Source organism: Halobacteriovorax sp. YZS-3-1 (assembly GCF_047084945.1).
GTDB lineage: Bacteria > Bdellovibrionota > Bacteriovoracia > Bacteriovoracales > Bacteriovoracaceae > Halobacteriovorax_A > Halobacteriovorax_A vibrionivorans.
Map to the genome: position 1 here is coordinate 1,500,725 of NZ_JBKIYI010000001.1, position 19,816 is coordinate 1,520,540.

At 35.9% G+C, this 19,816-nt stretch carries 21 protein-coding genes; 6 read left to right on the forward strand and 15 right to left on the reverse strand.

Features of this window, described 5'->3' with window-relative positions; genetic code table 11:
* Positions 1-26 precede the first annotated feature (26 nt).
* On the forward strand, positions 27-1,043 hold the full coding sequence (locus tag ACMAZI_RS07240; protein ID WP_412473470.1) for a metal-dependent hydrolase: 1,017 nt from the start codon (positions 27-29) through the stop codon (positions 1,041-1,043).
* Here ACMAZI_RS07240 and ACMAZI_RS07245 read toward each other — a convergent pair.
* Positions 1,032-1,697: a hypothetical protein gene (locus ACMAZI_RS07245; RefSeq protein ID WP_412473469.1), complete on the reverse strand. Its 666-nt coding sequence runs from the start codon at positions 1,695-1,697 to the stop codon at positions 1,032-1,034. The two genes, ACMAZI_RS07240 and ACMAZI_RS07245, sit on opposite strands and share 12 nt — an antisense overlap.
* A 36-nt stretch (positions 1,698-1,733) precedes the next feature.
* Here ACMAZI_RS07245 and ACMAZI_RS07250 point away from each other — a divergent pair, with 36 nt between their 5' ends.
* Positions 1,734-2,006: a hypothetical protein gene (locus tag ACMAZI_RS07250; protein ID WP_133296971.1), complete on the forward strand. Its 273-nt coding sequence runs from the start codon at positions 1,734-1,736 to the stop codon at positions 2,004-2,006.
* An 11-nt stretch (positions 2,007-2,017) separates the two neighbouring features.
* Here the strand turns inward: ACMAZI_RS07250 and ACMAZI_RS07255 are convergent, their stop codons facing one another.
* Both ACMAZI_RS07255 and ACMAZI_RS07260 read right to left on the reverse strand, forming a co-directional pair.
* The gene (locus tag ACMAZI_RS07255) at positions 2,018-2,731 is read right to left on the reverse strand and encodes a diacylglycerol/polyprenol kinase family protein (RefSeq protein ID WP_115363176.1); all 714 of its coding nucleotides are present in this window, start codon (positions 2,729-2,731) and stop codon (positions 2,018-2,020) included.
* A 53-nt stretch (positions 2,732-2,784) separates the two neighbouring features.
* Positions 2,785-4,113 (reverse strand): cation:proton antiporter, encoded by a 1,329-nt coding sequence (locus ACMAZI_RS07260; protein WP_115363174.1) that lies wholly within the window; start codon positions 4,111-4,113, stop codon positions 2,785-2,787.
* A 195-nt stretch (positions 4,114-4,308) separates the two neighbouring features.
* Between ACMAZI_RS07260 and ACMAZI_RS07265 the strand changes: the two genes are divergently transcribed.
* Positions 4,309-4,776 carry a hypothetical protein gene (locus ACMAZI_RS07265; protein WP_412473468.1) on the forward strand — a complete coding sequence of 156 codons (468 nt, stop codon included), beginning with the start codon at positions 4,309-4,311 and terminating at the stop codon, positions 4,774-4,776.
* A gap of 7 nt (positions 4,777-4,783) precedes the next feature.
* Here the strand turns inward: ACMAZI_RS07265 and ACMAZI_RS07270 are convergent, their stop codons facing one another.
* The 9 genes from ACMAZI_RS07270 to ACMAZI_RS07310 are packed head-to-tail and all read right to left on the reverse strand — an operon-like array spanning position 4,784 to position 13,440.
* Positions 4,784-4,918 (reverse strand): hypothetical protein, encoded by a 135-nt coding sequence (locus tag ACMAZI_RS07270; RefSeq protein ID WP_255509249.1) that lies wholly within the window; start codon positions 4,916-4,918, stop codon positions 4,784-4,786.
* Positions 4,909-5,622 (reverse strand): sulfite exporter TauE/SafE family protein, encoded by a 714-nt coding sequence (locus ACMAZI_RS07275; protein ID WP_115363171.1) that lies wholly within the window; start codon positions 5,620-5,622, stop codon positions 4,909-4,911. The genes ACMAZI_RS07270 and ACMAZI_RS07275 overlap by 10 nt, the downstream gene beginning before the upstream one ends.
* Positions 5,606-7,009 carry a cytochrome c oxidase accessory protein CcoG gene (gene ccoG / locus ACMAZI_RS07280; RefSeq protein WP_120404965.1) on the reverse strand — a complete coding sequence of 468 codons (1,404 nt, stop codon included), beginning with the start codon at positions 7,007-7,009 and terminating at the stop codon, positions 5,606-5,608. Before ccoG ends, ACMAZI_RS07275 begins: the two co-directional genes overlap by 17 nt.
* Positions 7,010-7,024: 15 nt before the next feature.
* Positions 7,025-7,633 (reverse strand): cbb3-type cytochrome c oxidase N-terminal domain-containing protein, encoded by a 609-nt coding sequence (locus ACMAZI_RS07285; RefSeq protein WP_412473467.1) that lies wholly within the window; start codon positions 7,631-7,633, stop codon positions 7,025-7,027.
* On the reverse strand, positions 7,626-7,826 hold the full coding sequence (locus tag ACMAZI_RS07290; RefSeq protein WP_120404963.1) for a cbb3-type cytochrome c oxidase subunit 3: 201 nt from the start codon (positions 7,824-7,826) through the stop codon (positions 7,626-7,628). The genes ACMAZI_RS07285 and ACMAZI_RS07290 overlap by 8 nt, the downstream gene beginning before the upstream one ends.
* A gap of 2 nt (positions 7,827-7,828) precedes the next feature.
* The gene (gene ccoN / locus ACMAZI_RS07295) at positions 7,829-9,982 is read right to left on the reverse strand and encodes a cytochrome-c oxidase, cbb3-type subunit I (RefSeq protein WP_120404962.1); all 2,154 of its coding nucleotides are present in this window, start codon (positions 9,980-9,982) and stop codon (positions 7,829-7,831) included.
* Between the two features lie 2 nt (positions 9,983-9,984).
* Positions 9,985-10,191, reverse strand: a complete 207-nt coding sequence (gene ccoS / locus ACMAZI_RS07300; RefSeq protein WP_120404961.1) for a cbb3-type cytochrome oxidase assembly protein CcoS — start codon at positions 10,189-10,191, stop codon at positions 9,985-9,987.
* Complete coding sequence (locus ACMAZI_RS07305; protein WP_412473466.1) at positions 10,191-12,674, reverse strand: heavy metal translocating P-type ATPase; 2,484 nt, start codon at positions 12,672-12,674, stop codon at positions 10,191-10,193. Before ACMAZI_RS07305 ends, ccoS begins: the two co-directional genes overlap by 1 nt.
* 52 nt (positions 12,675-12,726) lie before the next feature.
* Positions 12,727-13,440 (reverse strand): Crp/Fnr family transcriptional regulator, encoded by a 714-nt coding sequence (locus ACMAZI_RS07310; RefSeq protein ID WP_115363158.1) that lies wholly within the window; start codon positions 13,438-13,440, stop codon positions 12,727-12,729.
* 222 nt (positions 13,441-13,662) lie between these two features.
* Here ACMAZI_RS07310 and ACMAZI_RS07315 point away from each other — a divergent pair, with 222 nt between their 5' ends.
* Both ACMAZI_RS07315 and ACMAZI_RS07320 read left to right on the forward strand, forming a co-directional pair.
* On the forward strand, positions 13,663-15,420 hold the full coding sequence (locus ACMAZI_RS07315; protein WP_412473465.1) for a DUF6178 family protein: 1,758 nt from the start codon (positions 13,663-13,665) through the stop codon (positions 15,418-15,420).
* A gap of 129 nt (positions 15,421-15,549) precedes the next feature.
* A complete protein-coding gene (locus ACMAZI_RS07320) occupies positions 15,550-16,047 on the forward strand; it encodes a hypothetical protein (RefSeq protein ID WP_115363154.1) in 498 nt (165 codons plus the stop codon).
* Between the two features lie 25 nt (positions 16,048-16,072).
* On the opposite strand, the gene ACMAZI_RS07325 is transcribed toward ACMAZI_RS07320, so the two are convergent.
* Together ACMAZI_RS07325 and ACMAZI_RS07330 are read right to left on the reverse strand one after the other, a co-directional pair.
* Positions 16,073-16,873, reverse strand: coding sequence for a LysR family transcriptional regulator (locus tag ACMAZI_RS07325; protein WP_115363153.1), 801 nt, complete (start codon positions 16,871-16,873; stop codon positions 16,073-16,075).
* 21 nt (positions 16,874-16,894) lie between these two features.
* Positions 16,895-17,326 (reverse strand): HesB/IscA family protein, encoded by a 432-nt coding sequence (locus ACMAZI_RS07330; protein WP_115363151.1) that lies wholly within the window; start codon positions 17,324-17,326, stop codon positions 16,895-16,897.
* Positions 17,327-17,456: 130 nt separating this feature from the next.
* Here ACMAZI_RS07330 and ACMAZI_RS07335 point away from each other — a divergent pair, with 130 nt between their 5' ends.
* Complete coding sequence (locus ACMAZI_RS07335; protein WP_412473464.1) at positions 17,457-19,199, forward strand: M61 family metallopeptidase; 1,743 nt, start codon at positions 17,457-17,459, stop codon at positions 19,197-19,199.
* Here the strand turns inward: ACMAZI_RS07335 and ACMAZI_RS07340 are convergent.
* Positions 19,196-19,747, reverse strand: coding sequence for a 4'-phosphopantetheinyl transferase family protein (locus tag ACMAZI_RS07340; protein WP_412473463.1), 552 nt, complete (start codon positions 19,745-19,747; stop codon positions 19,196-19,198). The genes ACMAZI_RS07335 and ACMAZI_RS07340 overlap by 4 nt on opposite strands.
* Positions 19,748-19,816: the final 69 nt, after the last annotated feature.

The window sequence follows — 19,816 nt, forward strand, 5'->3', positions numbered from 1 at the left end:
TGAATTTAAAAATATGAGGTTTATAGGTGGATCCAGTTTCTCAAGCCGTTGTGGGAACAATGGCAGCTCTTGGAAGCATACGTAGAAAGAAAACTAAGACGACCGAAAAGGAGTCTGGCCCAAGCTTTAAGGCCATTGCCTTGTGGGGTGCTCTGGGGGGATTAGCTCCGGATTTAGATGTATTAATTCGCTCAGCTAGTGATCCTCTTTTTCACGTACAATTTCATCGCCATTTTACTCATTCCATTTTCTTTATTCCCATAGGTGCTCTTATCGTCAGTTTATTCTTGCGATTATTTAGAGTGCCAATTAAAAGAAGTTATCTCTATACTTTCCTAGGTTATGCCACTCATGGAACTCTTGATGCTTTTACTAATTACGGGACACAGCTTTTTTGGCCACTCAGTGATATGCGTGTTGCTCTAAATGGTGTTGCAGTCATTGATCCTCTTTGCACAATACCGCTTGTGATTCTTGTCTTAGTCGCTATTAGGCTTAAAGATATACGATTTAATATAGCGGCCATTACTTATCTTTGTTTGTTTATGAGTCTAGGCCTTTACCAAAAGCAGAGGGTGACTGAGTTTTTGATTAGTAAATCGCTAATTAATAATGAAACAACACGCTTTATGGTTAAACCAACAATCTTTAATAATGTCGTATGGAGATCTATTGTTCTAGATCAGTCTCAAGCGAAATTCTATGCTGTAAAAAGTATTCCTTTTGGCGAGATTAAACTTTATCCAAAATATGAGAGCGCAAAGATTGTAAAAGAGGATGAGATTGAAAACTTACTCAAGCATTATGATTCAAAAAAATTCTCTTATGACTATGAACGCTTTAAGCACTTTACTAGTGGCTACCTACATTGGGGAAAGAATAACACTATAGTAGATTCTCGCTATAGCATTCTGCCATATTCTTCTGAGGCCATGTGGTCTGTTCAATTTCATAAGGGCCCAGGCCACGTTCATTTTAATACTGAAAGGGCCGTTGATGTGAATGCTAGAAAAGAATTCTTAAAGCTACTCTTAGATTTCTAAGAGGTAACTTGATAGGTATTTAATATTTTCTTCTTGCAGCTCGTGAGAGTTAATTCTAAAACTCTTGTATTGTGCATTTGAAATGATTGTCTTCAGTTTTTCAAAACTTTTAAAAGAGTTCTCATACTCAACAACAGGGTCTCCCTCATTGTGAACTGAAAGGTGAGTGAAGTCTTTATTTTGCCCTAATTTATCAACCCTAGTATTTGAGTTAATGGCAATAGATGACTTAATCCCGCTTATCGACGAGGCCATAATCGGAGCAAGATACCCTCCTTGAGAATAACCAATCAAACTCACTGTATTCATAGGCACATTCAATGTATTTAAAAAGTTTTCTAAGGCCATAATTGGTGCCTGCATATCAATATGATAACTACCCTTACTATGATCAAAGAAGTACCAACTATAACGATAATGAATAACTTTTGGTCTTATCTTTGGAATGGGAAGGATGCCATTAGGGATAAGGACTCGAAACTTATCTTTAACTTCATCTGCTAATTTATCAACTAATGTCTCTTTTATTTGCTGCGCATTTTGGGCAAAGCCGTGCAAGACAAGTAGAGTTTGCTCGGCGTTCTTATTTCCCATCTCAATATAGTCAATCGGTAAAGTCGTTTGGACATTTATTCGGCTAGTATTATTTTCCATATGTCATATAATAGTAGGGGCGAGGAGATATTAAAAGTGAATTCTAGTAGTGTGGACTTGGCCCGTGAAATTGTTTTAGAAAATATTTCATTCTTTGAATGGATGAATATGGAAAATATTCTTATCTCGATAAAAAAAGAAGATCTCACTCTCTTAGATGAGGTCAATATGGAAGTCCTGGAAGATTACTTAAGTGAATTCTTAAATGAGGATTTAATCGAGAGAAAAATTGAAATAATTAACTCTCGAAAAGAGCCTTATTATCGCCGCAAGCAAATTAAAAAGAAAAAGAGGTTTGGAATCTTCTAAGCTTCTCTCTTCTACATAATCAATGCAAGAAATACCCAAATTGAAGAAGCTGTCACAAGTGGAATTGTGAGATTGTCATCAATTTTAAAGTCTAAGAAGTCAAAACCAGTTACGACAATTGAGCTAAAAACACACACTAATGCGAGTTTCACATCAAAAGTGTAAACACTTGTAAGTACACCAATGTGGATTGCTAGAGTGGCAATAAGAAATGCAACAGTACCTTCAAGAGATCTATTAGGCGCTAACTTTGTCTTACCAAATCGAATTCCAATAATGGCACTTAATGGATCACATACTGCTAGTGTAAAGATGGCCACAAGTGCAATAGTTTTTGGAAATGTTAAAATTGTAAGAAGTAGGCCCATGAGATAAGGCATTGATGCCGATTCTTTAAGCTGCTCCTCTGCCCTTAGAAGATATTTTGATCCAAGTTTTGTTAACTTGTTTTCTGGATAGTTTAAACGAATTTGTTCAAGAATATAGAAAAGACACGTGGCCACCCCTAAGATATGCACGGCCTGGGTGTGAGTAAGAAAGTGCTTATAAATCATTCCTGCAATAACTCCCATCGAGAAATGGAAGATACGACGCGGCATGTGAAGGTCTTTACGAGTTTTTGTTATCTCTTCTTTCTTATCGTTATTCTTATCTGTATTTTCTGTCTCACTTGCTTTCACTTCACAAGTGTCTTGTTCATTAGCAGTCATTGAGGTTGTATCCATGTCCCCATCTTAACTCACAACGTAAATCCTGACAAAGATATTTCAGTATATTCCTACTTTTTAAGGGCGGAAATACTATTATCAATGAAATCTTTCGTAATTTTAAAGAAACTTCGTGTTTGATCTGGGCCGTAACGACTTGCAGCATCGTTCATCATCTCCACTGATATCTCTCCACTTCGCTTCAATGTTTCCTTTAGGATAAGGGGACCAGCTAACTCAAATATGAATATACTAGAGATAATTGTTTGAAAGATTATTTCACTTGTTACATGTGGGATTTCTCCAATAACCATTGCAACCGCTATGGCCGTACCTGCATGTGAATATAGACAGTGGCCAAGATTGTGGTAGTCATTTTCTTTTACACGATAGGCAAAGACTTTATTAGCAAAGTAAATTGAAATTACTCTAACGACTATATACATGAGAACATAGAGGGCGCCCTCTGAGATTATACCTGCAATATTGATATGAGTACCAGCATAGACGAAGAAAATTGCATAGAGGGAGCTTCCCATATCTCTTACGGTAGTATGAATGAGGCGACCTTTGGAAGAAGCCTGAGTGATGGTAAAGCCCATCACTAAGGAAACCAATAGGACGTTCAAATTTAAAAAATAAGTAAGGGTTTGCGCAAATATCAGCATTGTTACAATTGAAAAGAGAAAGTTTCCAATTTTATTTTCAAAATTCTCTAGCCAGGCAAGTAGGATTCCTAGAACAACACCGATAGCAATAGAGCCAAAAATGACCTTGGCCATACTTAAGATGGTCTCGTATGGAGTATCAAAAGATGGCCAAACACCTGTGGCCTCAAAGATAGCAGTAAAGATTAAAGTTCCAATGATTGTAACACCAGTGACAATTCCTAGGTGAATCATGATTGCATCTGTTAATGGCCCATGGCTATTATACTCTTTCATAACAAGAACTGTTGTAGGGGGAGCCGCTTCAACACTTATAACAGCAAGCATAAATGAAATAATAAGGATATTACTAAAAGTGAAGGAAGAAAAAATCAATAGGGTGATGGCAAAGAGAATAAAACTAAAGAAGAACATGAGGGCAACTTTTATATGTGATTCTTTCACAACCTGCTCTGATATACGCCTCAAAAGATACTTATTAAACTCGCCACCTATATTGAATAGAATAAGTCCTAGGGCAAGATCGGAGAGGTAACTTGTTTTTTCTAAGAACTCATGAGTTATCACACCACTTACATATGGCCCAAGTAGTATGCCCAAGATAATGAAACCAGAGACTTTTGGAATCCCAATATTCTTCGAAAACCTGGCCACAATAAGACATAGAAGTAGGCATAATCCCAGAATAGGAATAACGGCCTGAGTGTCTGATGGGTCAATAAAGTTGAACAATTTTTACCTCGAGCGTTTTCTGAGTACCATGAGTAATTTAATGCAGTGAGAAACTTTGACCAACTTAAGAGGTCTTAATTTTTACAAAATTAGTTTTTTGCGGATACAATAGAATAAATGAAGGGTGCCATGCACCTTTTGTTTCGCAATTGCGTAACAAAAGGTGCATGGCACCCACACTAAAGAGGGTGTTCAGTGAAAAAAAAGGTCTATTTTATTGTTTTTATTTTAGTCATTCTAGCAGGTTTACTGGGGTGGGGAATTCTAAATTACCCTAAGTCTGATGGTTATCGTTCAGGAAAACTTGTTCGTATCACAAAGAAAGGTGTTTTTTTTAAAACATATGAGGGAACTCTAGACCTTGGAAGTGGAGACAAATTAACTTGGAATTTCTCCATTCATGATGAGTCCATTGGTGAGCAGTTGTCAGCACAGGCCGGAAGAGATGTAAAACTTAAATACCAAGAACTCTTTTTCAAATTATTCTATGAGACTAATAATGTCGTACAATCGTGGCAAGTTGTGGAGAGTCGTGAAGATAATGTCTTCTTATGTCGACTTGTTCGTATTCTACAAGAAAACTCATCTGTCGTTGAATACTTAAGACCTAAGATTCAAGCACAAGATAGTGAACTACTTCAGCGTATGCGCGACTGTAAGTAAGGTTGCTTTACCAGTACTTCGCAGTTAGGGCGACTAGTAAGCATGGAAAGAGAATGATTACTGTGAAGATCAGAAAGTTGAATGCATAGTAATCAGGGTCACGAAAGAATTTCATAATAATTTTCTTTATATTTAATGACATAGTGGGGCTCCAGCTTGGGGGTTCCACATTGTATATACTCGATATGCAATTGTCACCGTTCCAATGATTAGAAATAAGTATGGGATTCCCATTTGCACCTTGGCCGGGAATTTAATTTTTTGAATAAGTGTTGGGCCAAAAACTAAACCAGGTAAAGTTCCAAGCCAAAAGAAGAAAACAAATAGGGCCGCAAGGGCAGGGGAAGCTGCACTGATGGCAAGAGCTAGCATCGCCCAAAGTAGACCACAAGGAAGTAAGACGCTAATACTTCCAATAGAAAAGTTAAATAGGTAAGGCCTATTTCCAACCTTCTTTGATATTGCAGGCCAAAGCCTTGCGTTCAATTGATGAAGCTTTTGAGAGATCTTTGCAGCAAATTTAAAATTATTAAACTTAAAGACTTTCTTTGCACCCATCCATATAAGAATGAGTCCAATACTTAGACTCGAAAAAAGCATTAAGTAAGGGTTGCCTTTAAAGTCAAGTAGAGTAAAACCTAGAGTTGGTATAATTAGTGCTACTGATAGGTAACCTAGTAGTCTTCCCAATTGGTATGAGAGATTTTGACCGACGTTTCTTGAGACGGCCATTGTTATGCCACCACACATTCCCACACAGTGGAAATTTGCCACAAGTCCCATTGTTAAGCCTGCGCTTATAATGAGATATGGAGAAATGCCTTGGAGACTACTTAGTTGGTCCAACGAGTACCGCCTCTTTTTTTATAACTTTATTCGTATCTAAATCAGTAATGATAAAAGTAAACTTACGACTTCCTTTTTCTAATATACTATTATTGAAGACAATAAATACGTTTTGTCTCTTGTGAGTTGTCGTAAACTCAAAAGGGTTTCTTTGCATTTTTATCTCATAGTTTTCTTTATCAACACCTTCGATAGCAAATTTCACATTATGAGTTTTTATATCACCACTTTGTTCTAAAACAATTTGGAAATGATTTAATGTCTTTGTATCTGACTGTACTCTAAAAGGTGTACCTGGACCTCTGAGGACAGTCGTCGTAATTCCTTGTGACATTGAGACACTGAAAATAAAGCCGATTAAAAGTCCAATTAAGACAATGAGATAAGCGATATTTCTAAATGAAAAAATTTGGCGTCCTTTGCCTTCCATATTACTTTGAGTATCGTAGCGAATTAATCCCTTGGGTCTCTTTGTTTTCACCATGATATCATCACATGCATCAATACAATTTGTACATGCGATACACTCTAGTTGCACCCCTCGGCGTATATCAATTCCTGTCGGGCAAGCTTTTACACATGCATAGCAATTAATGCAGTCACCGTGCTCACTAGGTTTTTGACCTGGTTGGCGCCTTGGTTCCCCACGCTTTTCATCGTAGAGAATTGCCAGTGAATTATCATCCATTATTACTGATTGCATTCGGCCGTAAGGACAAGCAATAATACAAAATTGCTCTCTAAACCAACCAAAGTCGGCCAGTACAATACTGGTAATAATTAGCATTATTGTAAAGAGAGTAAAGTTATCAGATGGATTCTGTAGACTTATATTAAGTAGATTATGGGTACCAACAAAGTATCCTAGAAAAGTATGCGATATATGAAGAGATAGGATGAGGAATAGTATCCATTTTATACTTTTCTTAGTTATCTTTTCAAAGTTCCATGGTGACTCTTGAAGCTTCTTTCTTTGTCTAGGTTTTCCTTCAACTAAACTCTCAATACGTAGAAAAATTGCATCGATAAAGACAGTTTGAGGACAGGCCCAGCCGCACCAGACGCGTCCAAAGATACTTGTTATAAACCCTATGAAAAAGATAAAACCAAGAATGATAAAAATTAATATTGGTGCATTGTGTGCATAGAATTTATATGTAAAGAATGAAAATTCTCTTGCCGGGATATTTAATAGTATGATTTGTTCACCATTTATATATATCCACGGCAAGACTAGATAAATAAATATGAGAAACCAATAGAACAATTTACGCCTATTTCTCCATACACCTTTTACTTCCTCTGGAAAGAGAAAGACTCTGTGCCCATGGTCATCAGTTGTTGCTAAACGTGAATCATGTAGTTCAAAATTTGATTTCTTTGCCATATTTACTCTTTAAATTTATTCTTTAAGTTTGTCGCCTTGTGGGTCTTTCGCCTTTGCAGGAGTTGTTCCATGTAAGTTCATTACATGGGCCGTCACTGCCATTATATCCTCTTTACTTAAGATATCTCCCCAAGCAGGCATTCCCATATCTTCATTTCCATGTACGACAAACTTGTAGAAGTTCTCTGGCTTAAACTCTTTAATATTAATCCAAAAGTCATCAGTTAGGTTTGGCCCGATATCACCACCACCATCTTCTAGGTGACAAGCAGCACAGTTTTCTACAAAGACTGTATGTCCTAGTTCTTTTGCAGAATCTGTTGCTACATATTTATTATAAACTTCAATATCAAAGTTTGCAGTATTTGCAGCTTCTGCTTCGATAATCTTTTGCATCTCCTCCATATCTTTATTGTAGGTCTCTCTAAGAGTTGGCCCATCCATAAGGACATAGTACATAAAATATGGAATACAAAAGATGAAAGAGAGGGCCCAAATCCCACTCCACCATCCAGGTAGAGGGTGGTTGAGCTCTTGAATCCCATCATAGTCATGATCTAGGACTAGGTCTTTTTCATCTTCAAGGACTATATTTTTTTGGTTAGAGTCTTTATTATTACTCATTGTTACTCCCTTTGTTTTCACTGTTGACCTTTTGGCCATCAGAAAGAGCGTTAGCTGTTATTTCCTCATAAAGCTCTTTAGAGCCCGGTCTAAATGACCAGAAAAATGCCCCAAGGAATACAAGCACGAAGATTATTAAGCTAAGTACAGGCATCCATTCCCAAGGCATATTTTGCATAACTTCTGATTTCATTATTAATCTCCTTGTTCCTTAGTATCGATACCAAGTCTTTGGAGGTATGCAATGAGTGCAATAATCTCTTTGTCTTGCATTTTCATTGGTACACCAGACTTATTCAAACCTTTTGTGATTTCATTTGCCTGCTTCATAGCACTGTCTATTGCATTTTCGACTTCCGCTTTTGAATAAGGAGTACCTAATGCAACCATTGCCTTCATTTTCTTTGGAAGCATTTTAAAATTAACCTTCTTTCTTGTTAGCCAATCATAATTAGGCATGATTGAACCAGCTGTTACTTCTCGAGGGTTTATCATATGGCGGTAGTGCCACATATCATTGTACTTTCCACCAACACGAGCAAGATCAGGCCCGATTCTCTTTGATCCCCATTGAAATGGCCTATCATAGACAGACTCTGCAGCAGTCGATGGATTACCATATCTTAACTTTTCGGCAACTGTTGGCCTAATTTGTTGTGAATGACAAACGTAGCATCCCTCGCTTACATAGATATCTCGTCCGATTAGTTCAAGAGGAGTGTAAGGCTTGACTCTCGGGTCTTTTTCCACAAAGCGATCTGAGATTAGTGAAGGAATTATTTCAATAGCACCACCAACTAAAATGGCAACAAGAGTAAGAACGGTAAAGACCATTGGAAGGCCTTCTAGTTTACGGTGACTGTCAGCGTCCTTTTCTTCCGGCTTTGCTGAAAGAGGAGCGGCCTTAAAGATATCTTTTTCGGCTTCTTTTCCTTGATTGGCATACTTTGATTTCTTATAAGTCATCCAAATATTAAAAATCATTAAAAAGAAGGCAACTAAAACAAAGACGCCACCGATACCTCTAACCCAGTACATTGGAATAATTTTAACTACTGTCTCAATGAAGTTTGGATAAACGAGTTTTCCAGTTGCATCTACTGCACGCCACATTAGACCTTGAGTAATACCAGATACCCACATTGACATCATGTATAGTAATAGACCTACTGTTGCTAACCAGAATTGAGTATTTGCAATTTTCTTAGAATAAATCTCAGTTTTCCAAAGCTTTTCAGTACAATAGTACAGAACACCGACGATTAGCATATAATTCCAACCGATAGTACCAGCATGAACATGGCCAACAACCCAGTCAGTGAAGTGACCAATGTAGTTCACTGATTTGATTGAAAGTAGAGGACCTTCAAATGTGGCCATCCCATAAAAAGTAACAGCTGTTGCTAAGTACTTAAGGATTGGCTCAGTTCTTACCTTATCCCAAACACCTCTTAGTGTTAAAAGGAAGTTGATCATACCACCCCAAGATGGCATCCATAGGATTATAGAAAATGTCATCCCTAAAGTTTGAACCCAGTCTGGTACAGATGAATAGAGTAGATGGTGTGGTCCGGCCCAAATATAGATAAAGACTAGTGACCAGTAGTGGATAATCGAAAGTCTATATGAGTAGATTGGTCGATTTGCTGTCTTAGGTAGAAAATAATAAATGATTCCTAAGAACGGAGTAGTTAAGAAGAAAGCAACAGCATTGTGTCCATACCACCATTGAACTATTGCATCTTGTACACCTGCATAAATTGGATATGACTTTAAAAAACTAACTGGTAATGATAGTGAGTTGAAAATGTGTAGTACTGCGATTGTAACGATCGTTGCAATATAGAACCAAAGAGCTACGTACATATGACGTTCACGTCTCTTTATCAGTGTTCCAAAGAAGTTTACAGCAAAGACAATCCACACAACTGCAATAGCAATATCAATTGGCCATTCTAGTTCTGCATACTCTTTACCAGTTGTAATTCCCAGTGGGAGTGTAATGGCCGCAGAAACAATAATTAGCTGCCAACCCCAGAAATTTATCCATGATAAGACATCTGAAAACATTCTCGCTTTACACAACCTCTGTGTCGAATAATATATCCCCAGAAACATTCCGTTACCAACAAATGCAAAGATTGCAGCATTAGTGTGTAGAGGTCTTAGGCGGCCAAAAGTTGTCCACTCTAAGCCAAGGTTCAATTTCCAATAAGCTAGTTGAAATGCAATAAAGACTCCCATAAATAGAGCTACTGCACCCCAGACAATTGTTGCCATTAGGAAAGCTTTCGAAATTTTATCGTCGTACGAAAACTCTTCTAATTGGGCTTCATGATTTGTACTCATAATCACTCTTCCTTTTTGTTTTTAACATCATCATTTATATGATTTTTTTTCTTCTCAGTTTTAATATCTTTATCGTCATCAAATAACATTCTTACTGATGGCGTATCTAAGTCATCATATTGTCCGCTCTTTGCGGCCCATATAAAGAAAACTAGAAACGCCACACCTAGCATTATCGCAAGAGGTAACAAAACAAATATGACTTCCATCAGCTTTTACCCTTTATTTTTAAAATTCTCTTATCAAATCCAATAAGAGGTATTGTACTAGAGAGCAATACAGTTAAAGAGCTTAGTGGCATTAGTATTGCCGCATAAAGAGGAGTAATTATATTGGCCATGGCCAGGCTTATTCCTACGATGTTGTAGCTTACTGCAAAGAAGATATTTCTTCTTAATGTTTCCCTTACATTTGAAGCAACTTGAAATAGAATTTGGATAGGAGAGAGATCATCATTAGCAACGTAGATATCACAGCTTCTCATGGCCATATCTGCTCTTGCTCCTATCGCTATTGACGTATTTGCTTTAACCATAGCTAGAGCGTCATTATCACCGTCACCAATAAATGTAACATTCTTAAGCTTTGCTGCTAATGTTAGCTTTTCTTCAGGCTTTTGTTCGATGTAGATATGTTTTGGATTAATTCCAAGCTTTGTTGCAACATCGTATGCAGAATCAGAATGATCACCAGTTGATAAGTGTATATCGATATCTTTTGCTTTAAGGTGGTTAACGACTTGTATACTTTCTGCTCTCACGCTATCTGATACTTCAAATGTTGCAAGAAGAGTTGAATCTTTAAATAATCCAATAAGATTTTTTTCTTGTTGAGTGATTGCTTTTATTTCATATTGAGCTTTGTTAATGATTGCACTAACTCCGCTTCCTAAAATATTAACAACATCAATAAGTTGGTATTGATTTGCTTCCTCTTTTGTTAACTTCGATTTTGCATATTTCTTTATAGCAATGGCAATTGGATGTTGAATACTTCGCTCAATTCCTAGTGCTATTGCAAGAATCTCATTATCGCTATATTGAGACTTATTAATGAAGTGATTAACGGCAAAGTCACCTTTAGTTAGAGTCCCTGTTTTATCAAAGATTAAATTCTTAGTATTATTTAATTCTTCAAGAGAAGATTCATTTTTAATATAGATACCAATTGATTTTAATTTATTAATTCTTGTTGCAATAACAATTGGTGTAGCAATTGCAAAAGCACATGGGCAGCCTACAATTAAAATGGCCAAGATCTTTTCAAAGCTTGTTGTAAGATTACCTGTATATAGGCCTTGTAATAGAACGATTGTACTTAAGAAGATAATTCCAATAGTGAAGTACTTCGAAATTTTTTGGGCCCATAAATTAGCAGGGTTCTTTTGGATTGAATTTGATTCAATTCTCTCTAGTGTCTTTCCTAGTTGAGTTTGTAGTCCTATTTCTTCAACCTCAAGAGACATACTAGGGCCAATGCAAATTGCTCCGGCCTTAATTTTGTCGCCTTTATTAAGAACTATAGGGTGGCTTTCTCCTGTGTTGATTGTATTGAGAATAATTCCCTTTTCACTCAATAACTTACAATCAAAAATTATGCGCTCATCTTCTTCAACGACAATTGTATCGCCGACTTCAATCTTACTTGAGTAAACCTGTTCTTCTTTTCCATCTTTAACAAGTTTCACACCTGTATTGTAGAAAAGAGAAGAGATACCTTTTGTGGACATTGATTTTTGCGTTAATACCTTAACAGCAAATCGCGATAGTAAGATTAGGAAAACTAAAGTTGTGATTGAATCAAAATATACAGGACCTGATCCAATTAGAAAATTATATGTTGATAGGATAAAGCCAAATGCAATGGCCATAGCAAGTGGGATATCAACACTTGTACTTTTAAGTTTAATAGCGCTTAAACTGCTAATAAAGATAGGTTTTGCGCTAAAGAAAATAACAGGTAGGGCAAAAGCAAGACTAATTCCATCAAATAGACGAGCGTACTCATGAGTTGCTCCTGCATAATTTGAAATCGCATAGATCATAATATTCATCATGGCCGAAGCAGCAACACCGATTCTTAAAATCTCTGTACGATTACTAAGTTTTACACTCTTATTTGATGCTGGATTATAAGCATGAGGAAGATAACCAAGTCCTTCTAATGTAGCGGCCAACTTTGCTATTGAATAAGGCTTCTTAGTGTCGATAGTAAAGCTTGCGACATTATTAGCAATATTAACTTGGCCATGATCGATGAAGTCCAGTAGCTTAGAGATTCTCTCAATTAACCACACACAAGCAAGGCAGTGAATTCCTTCTATTAGAAAGTGTACTCTTAGCTTGTCATTATCAATTGTGATAAAGTCATTTAAGAATTCTTTCTTATCCATAAATTGATACTTATCACTTAACTTTTCGTAACTTTCTTTACTTGTTGTTTGTAAAAGTTTTGGATTCTTAGACTTCTGGACATCTTGATATTGGTAGAATTCTTGTAGGTTATTTGAATGAAGTAGGCCATAGACACTCATACAGCCGTAACAACAAAAGTGATGTTTCTTACCACTCTCATTACCATCACTTTCTGATGTGATAATGTTATTGGCATCAAGAGGTTCACCGCAGTGATGACATATGCCATCTTGAGCTGCGACTAAGTGCTCTTGGGCCTGGGCCCTTTCAAAATCCATTTCTCAATTCTTCGTTATAATAACAATTCTTTAAACTTAATTAAGTAAAATATTAGTGAACCCCGTCGGCTCTTTTTTGTAGCTCTTTGCGATCTTTAATAACGATCAATTTACCATTTTGATCAATAAGGCCATCCTTTCGATATTCAGAGATGATGCGAATTAATGTTTCATTCGCTGTCCCAATCATTGTTGCCATCTCTTCTCTTGTAAGCTTGAGGTTAATTTGAACTTCGCCGTTACCAAGATCAACACCGTGCGAGTCTGAAAGTTCCAGTATAAGCTGTGCAATACGCTCTCTTACATTTTTTTGATGAAAAGAACTTGAGCGCTCTTCAGCAACACCCATATCACGGCTAAGCTTGTTAATTAATTCTAATGCGATTGATGGCTTATCATTGATTAGCTTAAGGACATGATTGCGATCGATAAAACAAACCACGACATCATCAAGGGCCGTAGCTGTTCCGTGAAATTCTTGTGCTGTAAAAAGAGAGCGGTGACCAATAACATCACCATGAGTAACAATTCTAATAATTGTTTCTTTCCCGTCTTGACCAGTTTTTGTAAGTTTTATATTTCCAGATTGAATGCAGTAGATTCCTTCTGGGCTATTTCCCTGAGAGAAAATACTTTGGCCACGTTTAAATTTTAATGTGTGTGTCGTCGATGAAACTTCCATTGCTTCTTGGAAAGTTAGACCACAAAAAATTCCCATATCTTTTGATGGGCAATCTGCACATTGTTTCTTATCTAAAACTGCCATTTTCTACCTACTCGTTCCTTACAAACATAAATTAACACTTATTTAAGTTAAATAATATTTTTGTAAAAAAACATGATCTTCATCATATTAGTTGCATTATTTATAGTCAAATTTTCATATACTTAGCCAATTTAGCCTCTTTTTGTTGATGCAGTGTTTCTAAGTGCTTATCAAACCAATATAAATATTAACATCTTATACCAAATGCCGTAAATTAGGTATATGACTAATGATTTAAAAAATAAGAAAGAAATCAAAGATAATTCTAAGAAAAATCCCGGGAATGCATCGCTTCCTAATACTGATGTTATTAACCTTATTCTTAAAGAATCTAAGGCCTACACTTCGATGGAATTAGTTAATAGCTATATTTCAAAGGGAGAAAGCCTTGAAAAACTACCTGTTCAGCCTCTTTATGTTTCTATTAAGGCCTTGCCAATTGAAGTTAAGACTCATGCTCTAAGCCTTTTATCAAAGGAGCAAAGAGAAACTTTCTACGATATTGATCTTTGGTCAAAAGATGACTTAGACATTAACGAATTCTCATCGTGGGTAAGCTCTGTTGCTAAGAGTCCAGATGATCATATTCGTTACGAGTTTATTGAATCTGATCAATTTATTCTCTTTCTAAAGGGACGCTTCAATGTATGGACTTTTGATGTTGAAGATCCTGAGTACCCTGACCACGATAATTATTTCTTAACTGAAGATAATTTACTACTTTTTGAATTTGATGAAGAAAATGAAATTGTTGATGAAGTAAGACAACTAATTCGTGATCTCTATACAAAAGTTGGAGTCGAAAAGGCCTATCAGCATCTTTTTAAAATGATCTCTGAAGATTATATGATTTATAATGAAAACCAATACCAGGCCAAAAAAGAGAGGCTTAGAGAGTATGGTTTTGTCGATTATTTTGATGCGCTAGAGGTAATGAATGCATTCCCATCAATCAGTCATATTGATTTCTTTATTAAGAAGAGAGAGCCCTTAACTGGAAATATTTCTACTCTTGGCAAGCTTCAAACTCTTCATCAGAACTCAATTATCGCTTTTGAAAAGAACTCTGGAAGTATTCATGAGGAGCTTTCAAAGGTTTCAGATGAAAAGCGTTTTAACTACCTTCATTTTAACTTTATTCGTATGCTCAATGCGAGTATGGAATATTATGGCGTTCTAAAAGATGGCCCAGTGGCCATGACAAGAATTGGAAACCAAAACCGAGAACTTGTCTTACTTGGAATGTCTTATATCAATGAACAAAGATCTTTTGATAATGAAAGTCTTTTTGATTACTTCGATTTTACAGATATATATAAAATTGGAAATTCTCTTATTCGCATCTTACAAAAAGATGTGAAAAAGGCCCTTCGTAATAATCTAATGGAGGACTCAACAGATAACTTCTTAGGTGCATCTTTTGATCTTTTCCTCGATGATTTCTTTAGTGATCTGGTTAAGTATCGTGATGATGATAACAAAATTGTCGTGGTCAATAATGCTGAGGTTTGGCGAAAGCTTCAAAGTAAGTGCAACTTGTTAAGAGAGCTTATGCCTTTTATAAAAGGGTTAAAAGAAACATATCTTTCATTAAAAGATGATGGACTATTATCTGATAATTACTATTTAAATTACGATGTGAATTCAATTGATTTTGAGGCCATTATTCTCTCTACTTTTATTAATTTTAGTTTAGAGAAATTTAAAAAAGATGACTCTCGAAAAATGGGTGTTTCCATTGAAGAATTTAAGGACTTTCTAGGAAAGTCTAAGCTTAGTGAAGGAATTTTTGATAATCCATATATTGAAGAAAAGATTGCTCTTTTTGCTCAAACCTTTGGATTGGATAAGATAGATAATATTCACGCCTATATTATGAAGATTTTACATGATCATTTATCTGGTTATGAATTCGAAAATTTACGAGATGATGAGTTCAAGCACATCGGTGGCCCTATTATTTTCAACACTTTAAGTTAAGGCTAATAGTGCTTATTAGTCTGAGCTAATGCTTATTGGTCTTCAACGAGTGGAGCATGTAATATTTTCTCTCCCAAAAATTACGAAATAATGGCAGTATGCCTTATCAAATTGGAAGGGAGAGTAAATATGAAATTACTTATTCAATTATCGATTGTGGCATTTATAGCAACTAAACTTATGGCCGCACCAGTTAAACTTGTTCACATTACAAATGATGAAGACAAGTCATACTACCATCTTGGTATTAATGTCGATGATGAAACTTTGGAGGTTGAATCTCTTTATAAGAATGAATTCGATCAAAATGGAAAAGTTATCTCAACACAGACATATACCTTACAACAGCTTCTTAAAGGAGTGACTCTGGTTGAGCGCTCTGATCGTCAAGTTGTAAAAATCAAGGCTTCAAACTTAAACCCATCGGATGGTGCCGATATCACAATTGATACTTTGTACTCAGGTATTAACGGTGAAAGAAAGCATTACGATGCCTCTGTTGAAAGAGTTGGTTCAGATTGGAAGTTTAATTTTGAATCGAGAGCTTCATCAAAGCTTCACTTTGTTTCTAATAAGAAATTTCTAATTGGAACAATTGGTATCAAAGACATCAAAAGAGTTAAATAATTATCTAAAAAACAGGCGAGCGTTTCTAGTTCGCCTGTAATATCTTTGAAAATTCTTTTAAAAATGGCGGCATATTCTTATAGCTAAGAGTGGTCATATAAATATTCATATTCTTAAGGCCTGTAATAGGTTCTGTATGAAATTTATGATTCTTAGATAGGGTATGATCTGGTACTACAGCAATACCTACACCGTGCTTAACTAGCGCTTTTATACTTTCAAGAGAGCTAACAACGATCTTTTTTGCGGGAGCCTTCTTTGAAAGCTTGTATAAGTGGTCTAGTTCACTAAAAACAATCCACGTGTACTCGTGAAGCTTCTTCTTGTTAATTTCTTCTTTTGAGATAATAACAAACTTCTCTTCAAATAACTTCAATGACGAAGTTAGGTCTGATTGAAAGCCATCAGTTGAAAAGATCATGTCATAGACACCGTCTTCAATACCTCGTCTAAGGGCCGGAGAGTCTGCTACGTGTACATATATATCGCGTTTATAATTTTGGGCATACTTTGCAAGAATTGGATTAAACCAGTTTACAAGTAGTCCATCCAGGATTCCTATGTGAATTGGCTTATCTTGATTTTTTTCAAAGATTTCACCAACGTCAACTTCAAAGTGCTCTATCGACTTAAGAAGATCTTTTGCTTTTTTCGTAAGAATAACTTTCTTACTAGAGCGAATAATAAGTTCTTCATTCATCGATTCTTCTAATAGCTTTACTTGACGAGATACCGCAGATTGAGCAATTTTTAACTCTGCTGCCGCTTTTGAAAAGCTTAGGTATTTTGCCGTTAGAGTAAATGCCTTTAGATAGCGATAATCCATATTTTATCCTACTGAATTTTGCTATTGAACTTTTGGAGGAATTTTTGACTTATCTTTACGCCAAAATTTTCCTTGGAACTCATCTTGTTGCTTATTAACAACGACAAAACCTTCTTCGTCGTTAATGTAGTTAAATTGATAATCGATCTGCGTTTCACCTAAGTAGAAAGCAGTAAATGGATCAATGGCCACTTCAGTATCCATTTCCTTCACAGGAACTAGAAAGTCATCATCATTTAAGTCGTGGAAACCTATTGAATATTTAAATCCTTCGCATCCTTTACCACTTATAAGAATTCTTAAGTACTTGCCTTGTAGAGTAAAGTCGTTTTCAAGCATAAGATTAAGCTGATCTTGGGCCATTTGAGTAAAACTTAATTTTGGTAGCGTTACTTGAGAGCGGTCGATATTGTACGACGCACTGCTTTGCGCTGATTTTGATTCAGTTTTCATCGGTTGTCTTCCATTAAATTGTGTTGTTAATGGCTTTTAGCAAGTAAACGAACCCTTTTCAAGAGGTTTTTGATGAAATAAATTAGAGTTATCTAACAGTTATAAAGTAAAGATAAAAGGAGCTATAGAAGTGCTTAAATATACGATTGATATTCCAAATCCACACACTCATCTCGTCAATATTAGTTTAGAAGCAGATATCAAATCTCAAGGTGTAGAAGGTGATAATTTTCGTTTCTATATGCCATCTTGGTCACCAGGCTCTTATTTAATGCGTGAGTATGCAAGGCATATTAAAGAGATAAAAGTTGAGGATTCTAAAGGTAATCGACTTTTTCACAAGCAAGTATCTAAGAATGAATGGGAAATTCAACTTGATCATCCTGTTTTCAAGTCAGAAGTGATTAAAGACGATTCAAAGGTTCTTATTCAATATAGTGTCTATTGTCATGACTTAACGGTTAGAACATCTCACGTGGATAATACACATGCCTTCTTACATGGACCAAGTGTCTTTATTGCATTTGAAAATCAGCAAGGCCCTGCTCAAATTGAGATCAAGATTAATCCTCTTTGGACTAAAGTTACAACTGCATTAAAAGATGTATCTCCTGAGAGAACGACTTTCTTATATGAAGCAGAGAATCTTGATGAATTAATGGATTCTCCCTTTGAAATAGGCTGTCATGAAACTAATGGGTTTATGTATAAAGATAAGGAACATCACGTTGCTTTCTATGGAGATTTTGCTTCTCAAAAAGATGTCTTCTCTGGACTAATGGCGGATATGGAAAAGGCCGTTCACGAGACAGCAAAGATTTTCGATGAAGATTTACCTTATGATCATTATTATTTCATCACTCATCTAACTCCTAATGGCTTTGGAGGTCTTGAGCATCTCGATTCTACAGTTCTTCAATTCTGTCCATTTGAATTGGCCAAAGAAAAAGGAAGGAAGCAATTTATTGAATTAGTTGCTCATGAATATTTTCACCTATGGAATGTTAAACGAATTAGGCCAAAAGAGCTTGGACCTTTTGATTATAAGAATGAGAATTATACTCGTATGCACTGGCTTACTGAAGGACTAACTAGTTTTGTGGATCAGTTAGTAACTTATCGTGCAGGTTTTTATTCACCAAGTGAGTATATGGAGTGCATGAAAAAAAATATTAATAATTTTCTTTCAACACCTGGCCGTGGTTATCACTCTTTAGAAGATTCATCTTTTAATGCATGGGTAAAGCTTTATCGCGCAGGGGAGAATTTTAAAAATTCTTCAGTTAGCTATTATTTAAAAGGTGGCCTTGTATTCTTCGTCCTAAATGTTCTTATGAAAGAAGAAGGTAAGGGGATTAATGACCTAGTCCGTGCTCTATGGGCGGATTATAAGCAAAGGCCTGAGACTGGTTTAACTAAAGATGGCTTCTTTAAAATCTTATCTTCTCTTGTTTCTCAGAAAGTATGTGATGAATTTAAACTTCTAGTAGAAGGTGTTGAAGAGATTGACTTTGAATCTCATCTTAAAAAAATGGGTGTTGAGGTTGAATGGACAACTCCTAAACTTGATCTTGGTGTTAATCTTTCGGATGAAAAGGGAAGAATCAATATTAAGTCAGTAAGACAAGGAAGCTGCGGATATAAAAGTGGCCTAAATGCTGGAGATGAAATTATTGCAATTAATGCTTTAAGGGTAGATAAGAAGATCATCGATAAATTAGATGAGATGTATAGTGAAAATGATCAAATCGATCTTTTAATCGCTCGTACAGGTAAGTTGCAGACTGTAACAGTTACTCTTGGTAATGGATTAAGATCAATTAAAGAACTTAAAGTTAATGATGAAGAATTATTTAAAAAGTATTTGAGTTAATATTCCGCGAGGACAAGGATAAATTCTTTGTCCTCTACTTTTTGCTTTGTTAGTGAAAAATCAAAGGTTTCACCGTTTGGGGCCAACAAAGTCGCGTTTTCTTGAATTTCAAAATCAGTTAGAACAAGTGTTTTTTGCGATTGATCGTGAAATGGATGATAGGCCTTAAAGGCCGCTTCTTTTATGCACCAAATCTCTAGGGGAGAATAGAGTTCTAATTCCTCTTCTTTTGAAACAAAGTATTTAAAGCTTCCATCCCTTATTTTTCTTCCAACCCATTCGATATCGATGCCGATAGAACGTACGTCTTTGATGATGCATAGCGCACAGGCTGCTAGCTCCTTGGTGTGACTTATTGATACCAACTTAGTCTCGTCATCTTCCATATGTAAGTGATTGGATATACTTAAGTTCTCTTCTTGGGTCAGCTCTTTTAGGCACCATCTGGATAAGCGGTAATCAAGCTTGTGATCCATAAGATAGTCTTTTGGAACTTCTTTTGGTGTCACATATAAAAATGTACTTCGTTTAAAATTTTTATTGCTCATCAGCATTTCTTTTGCAATTATGCATTTATCTATCAATTATTTTTGTAGCTTAAAGTTTTGGAGTTCGCA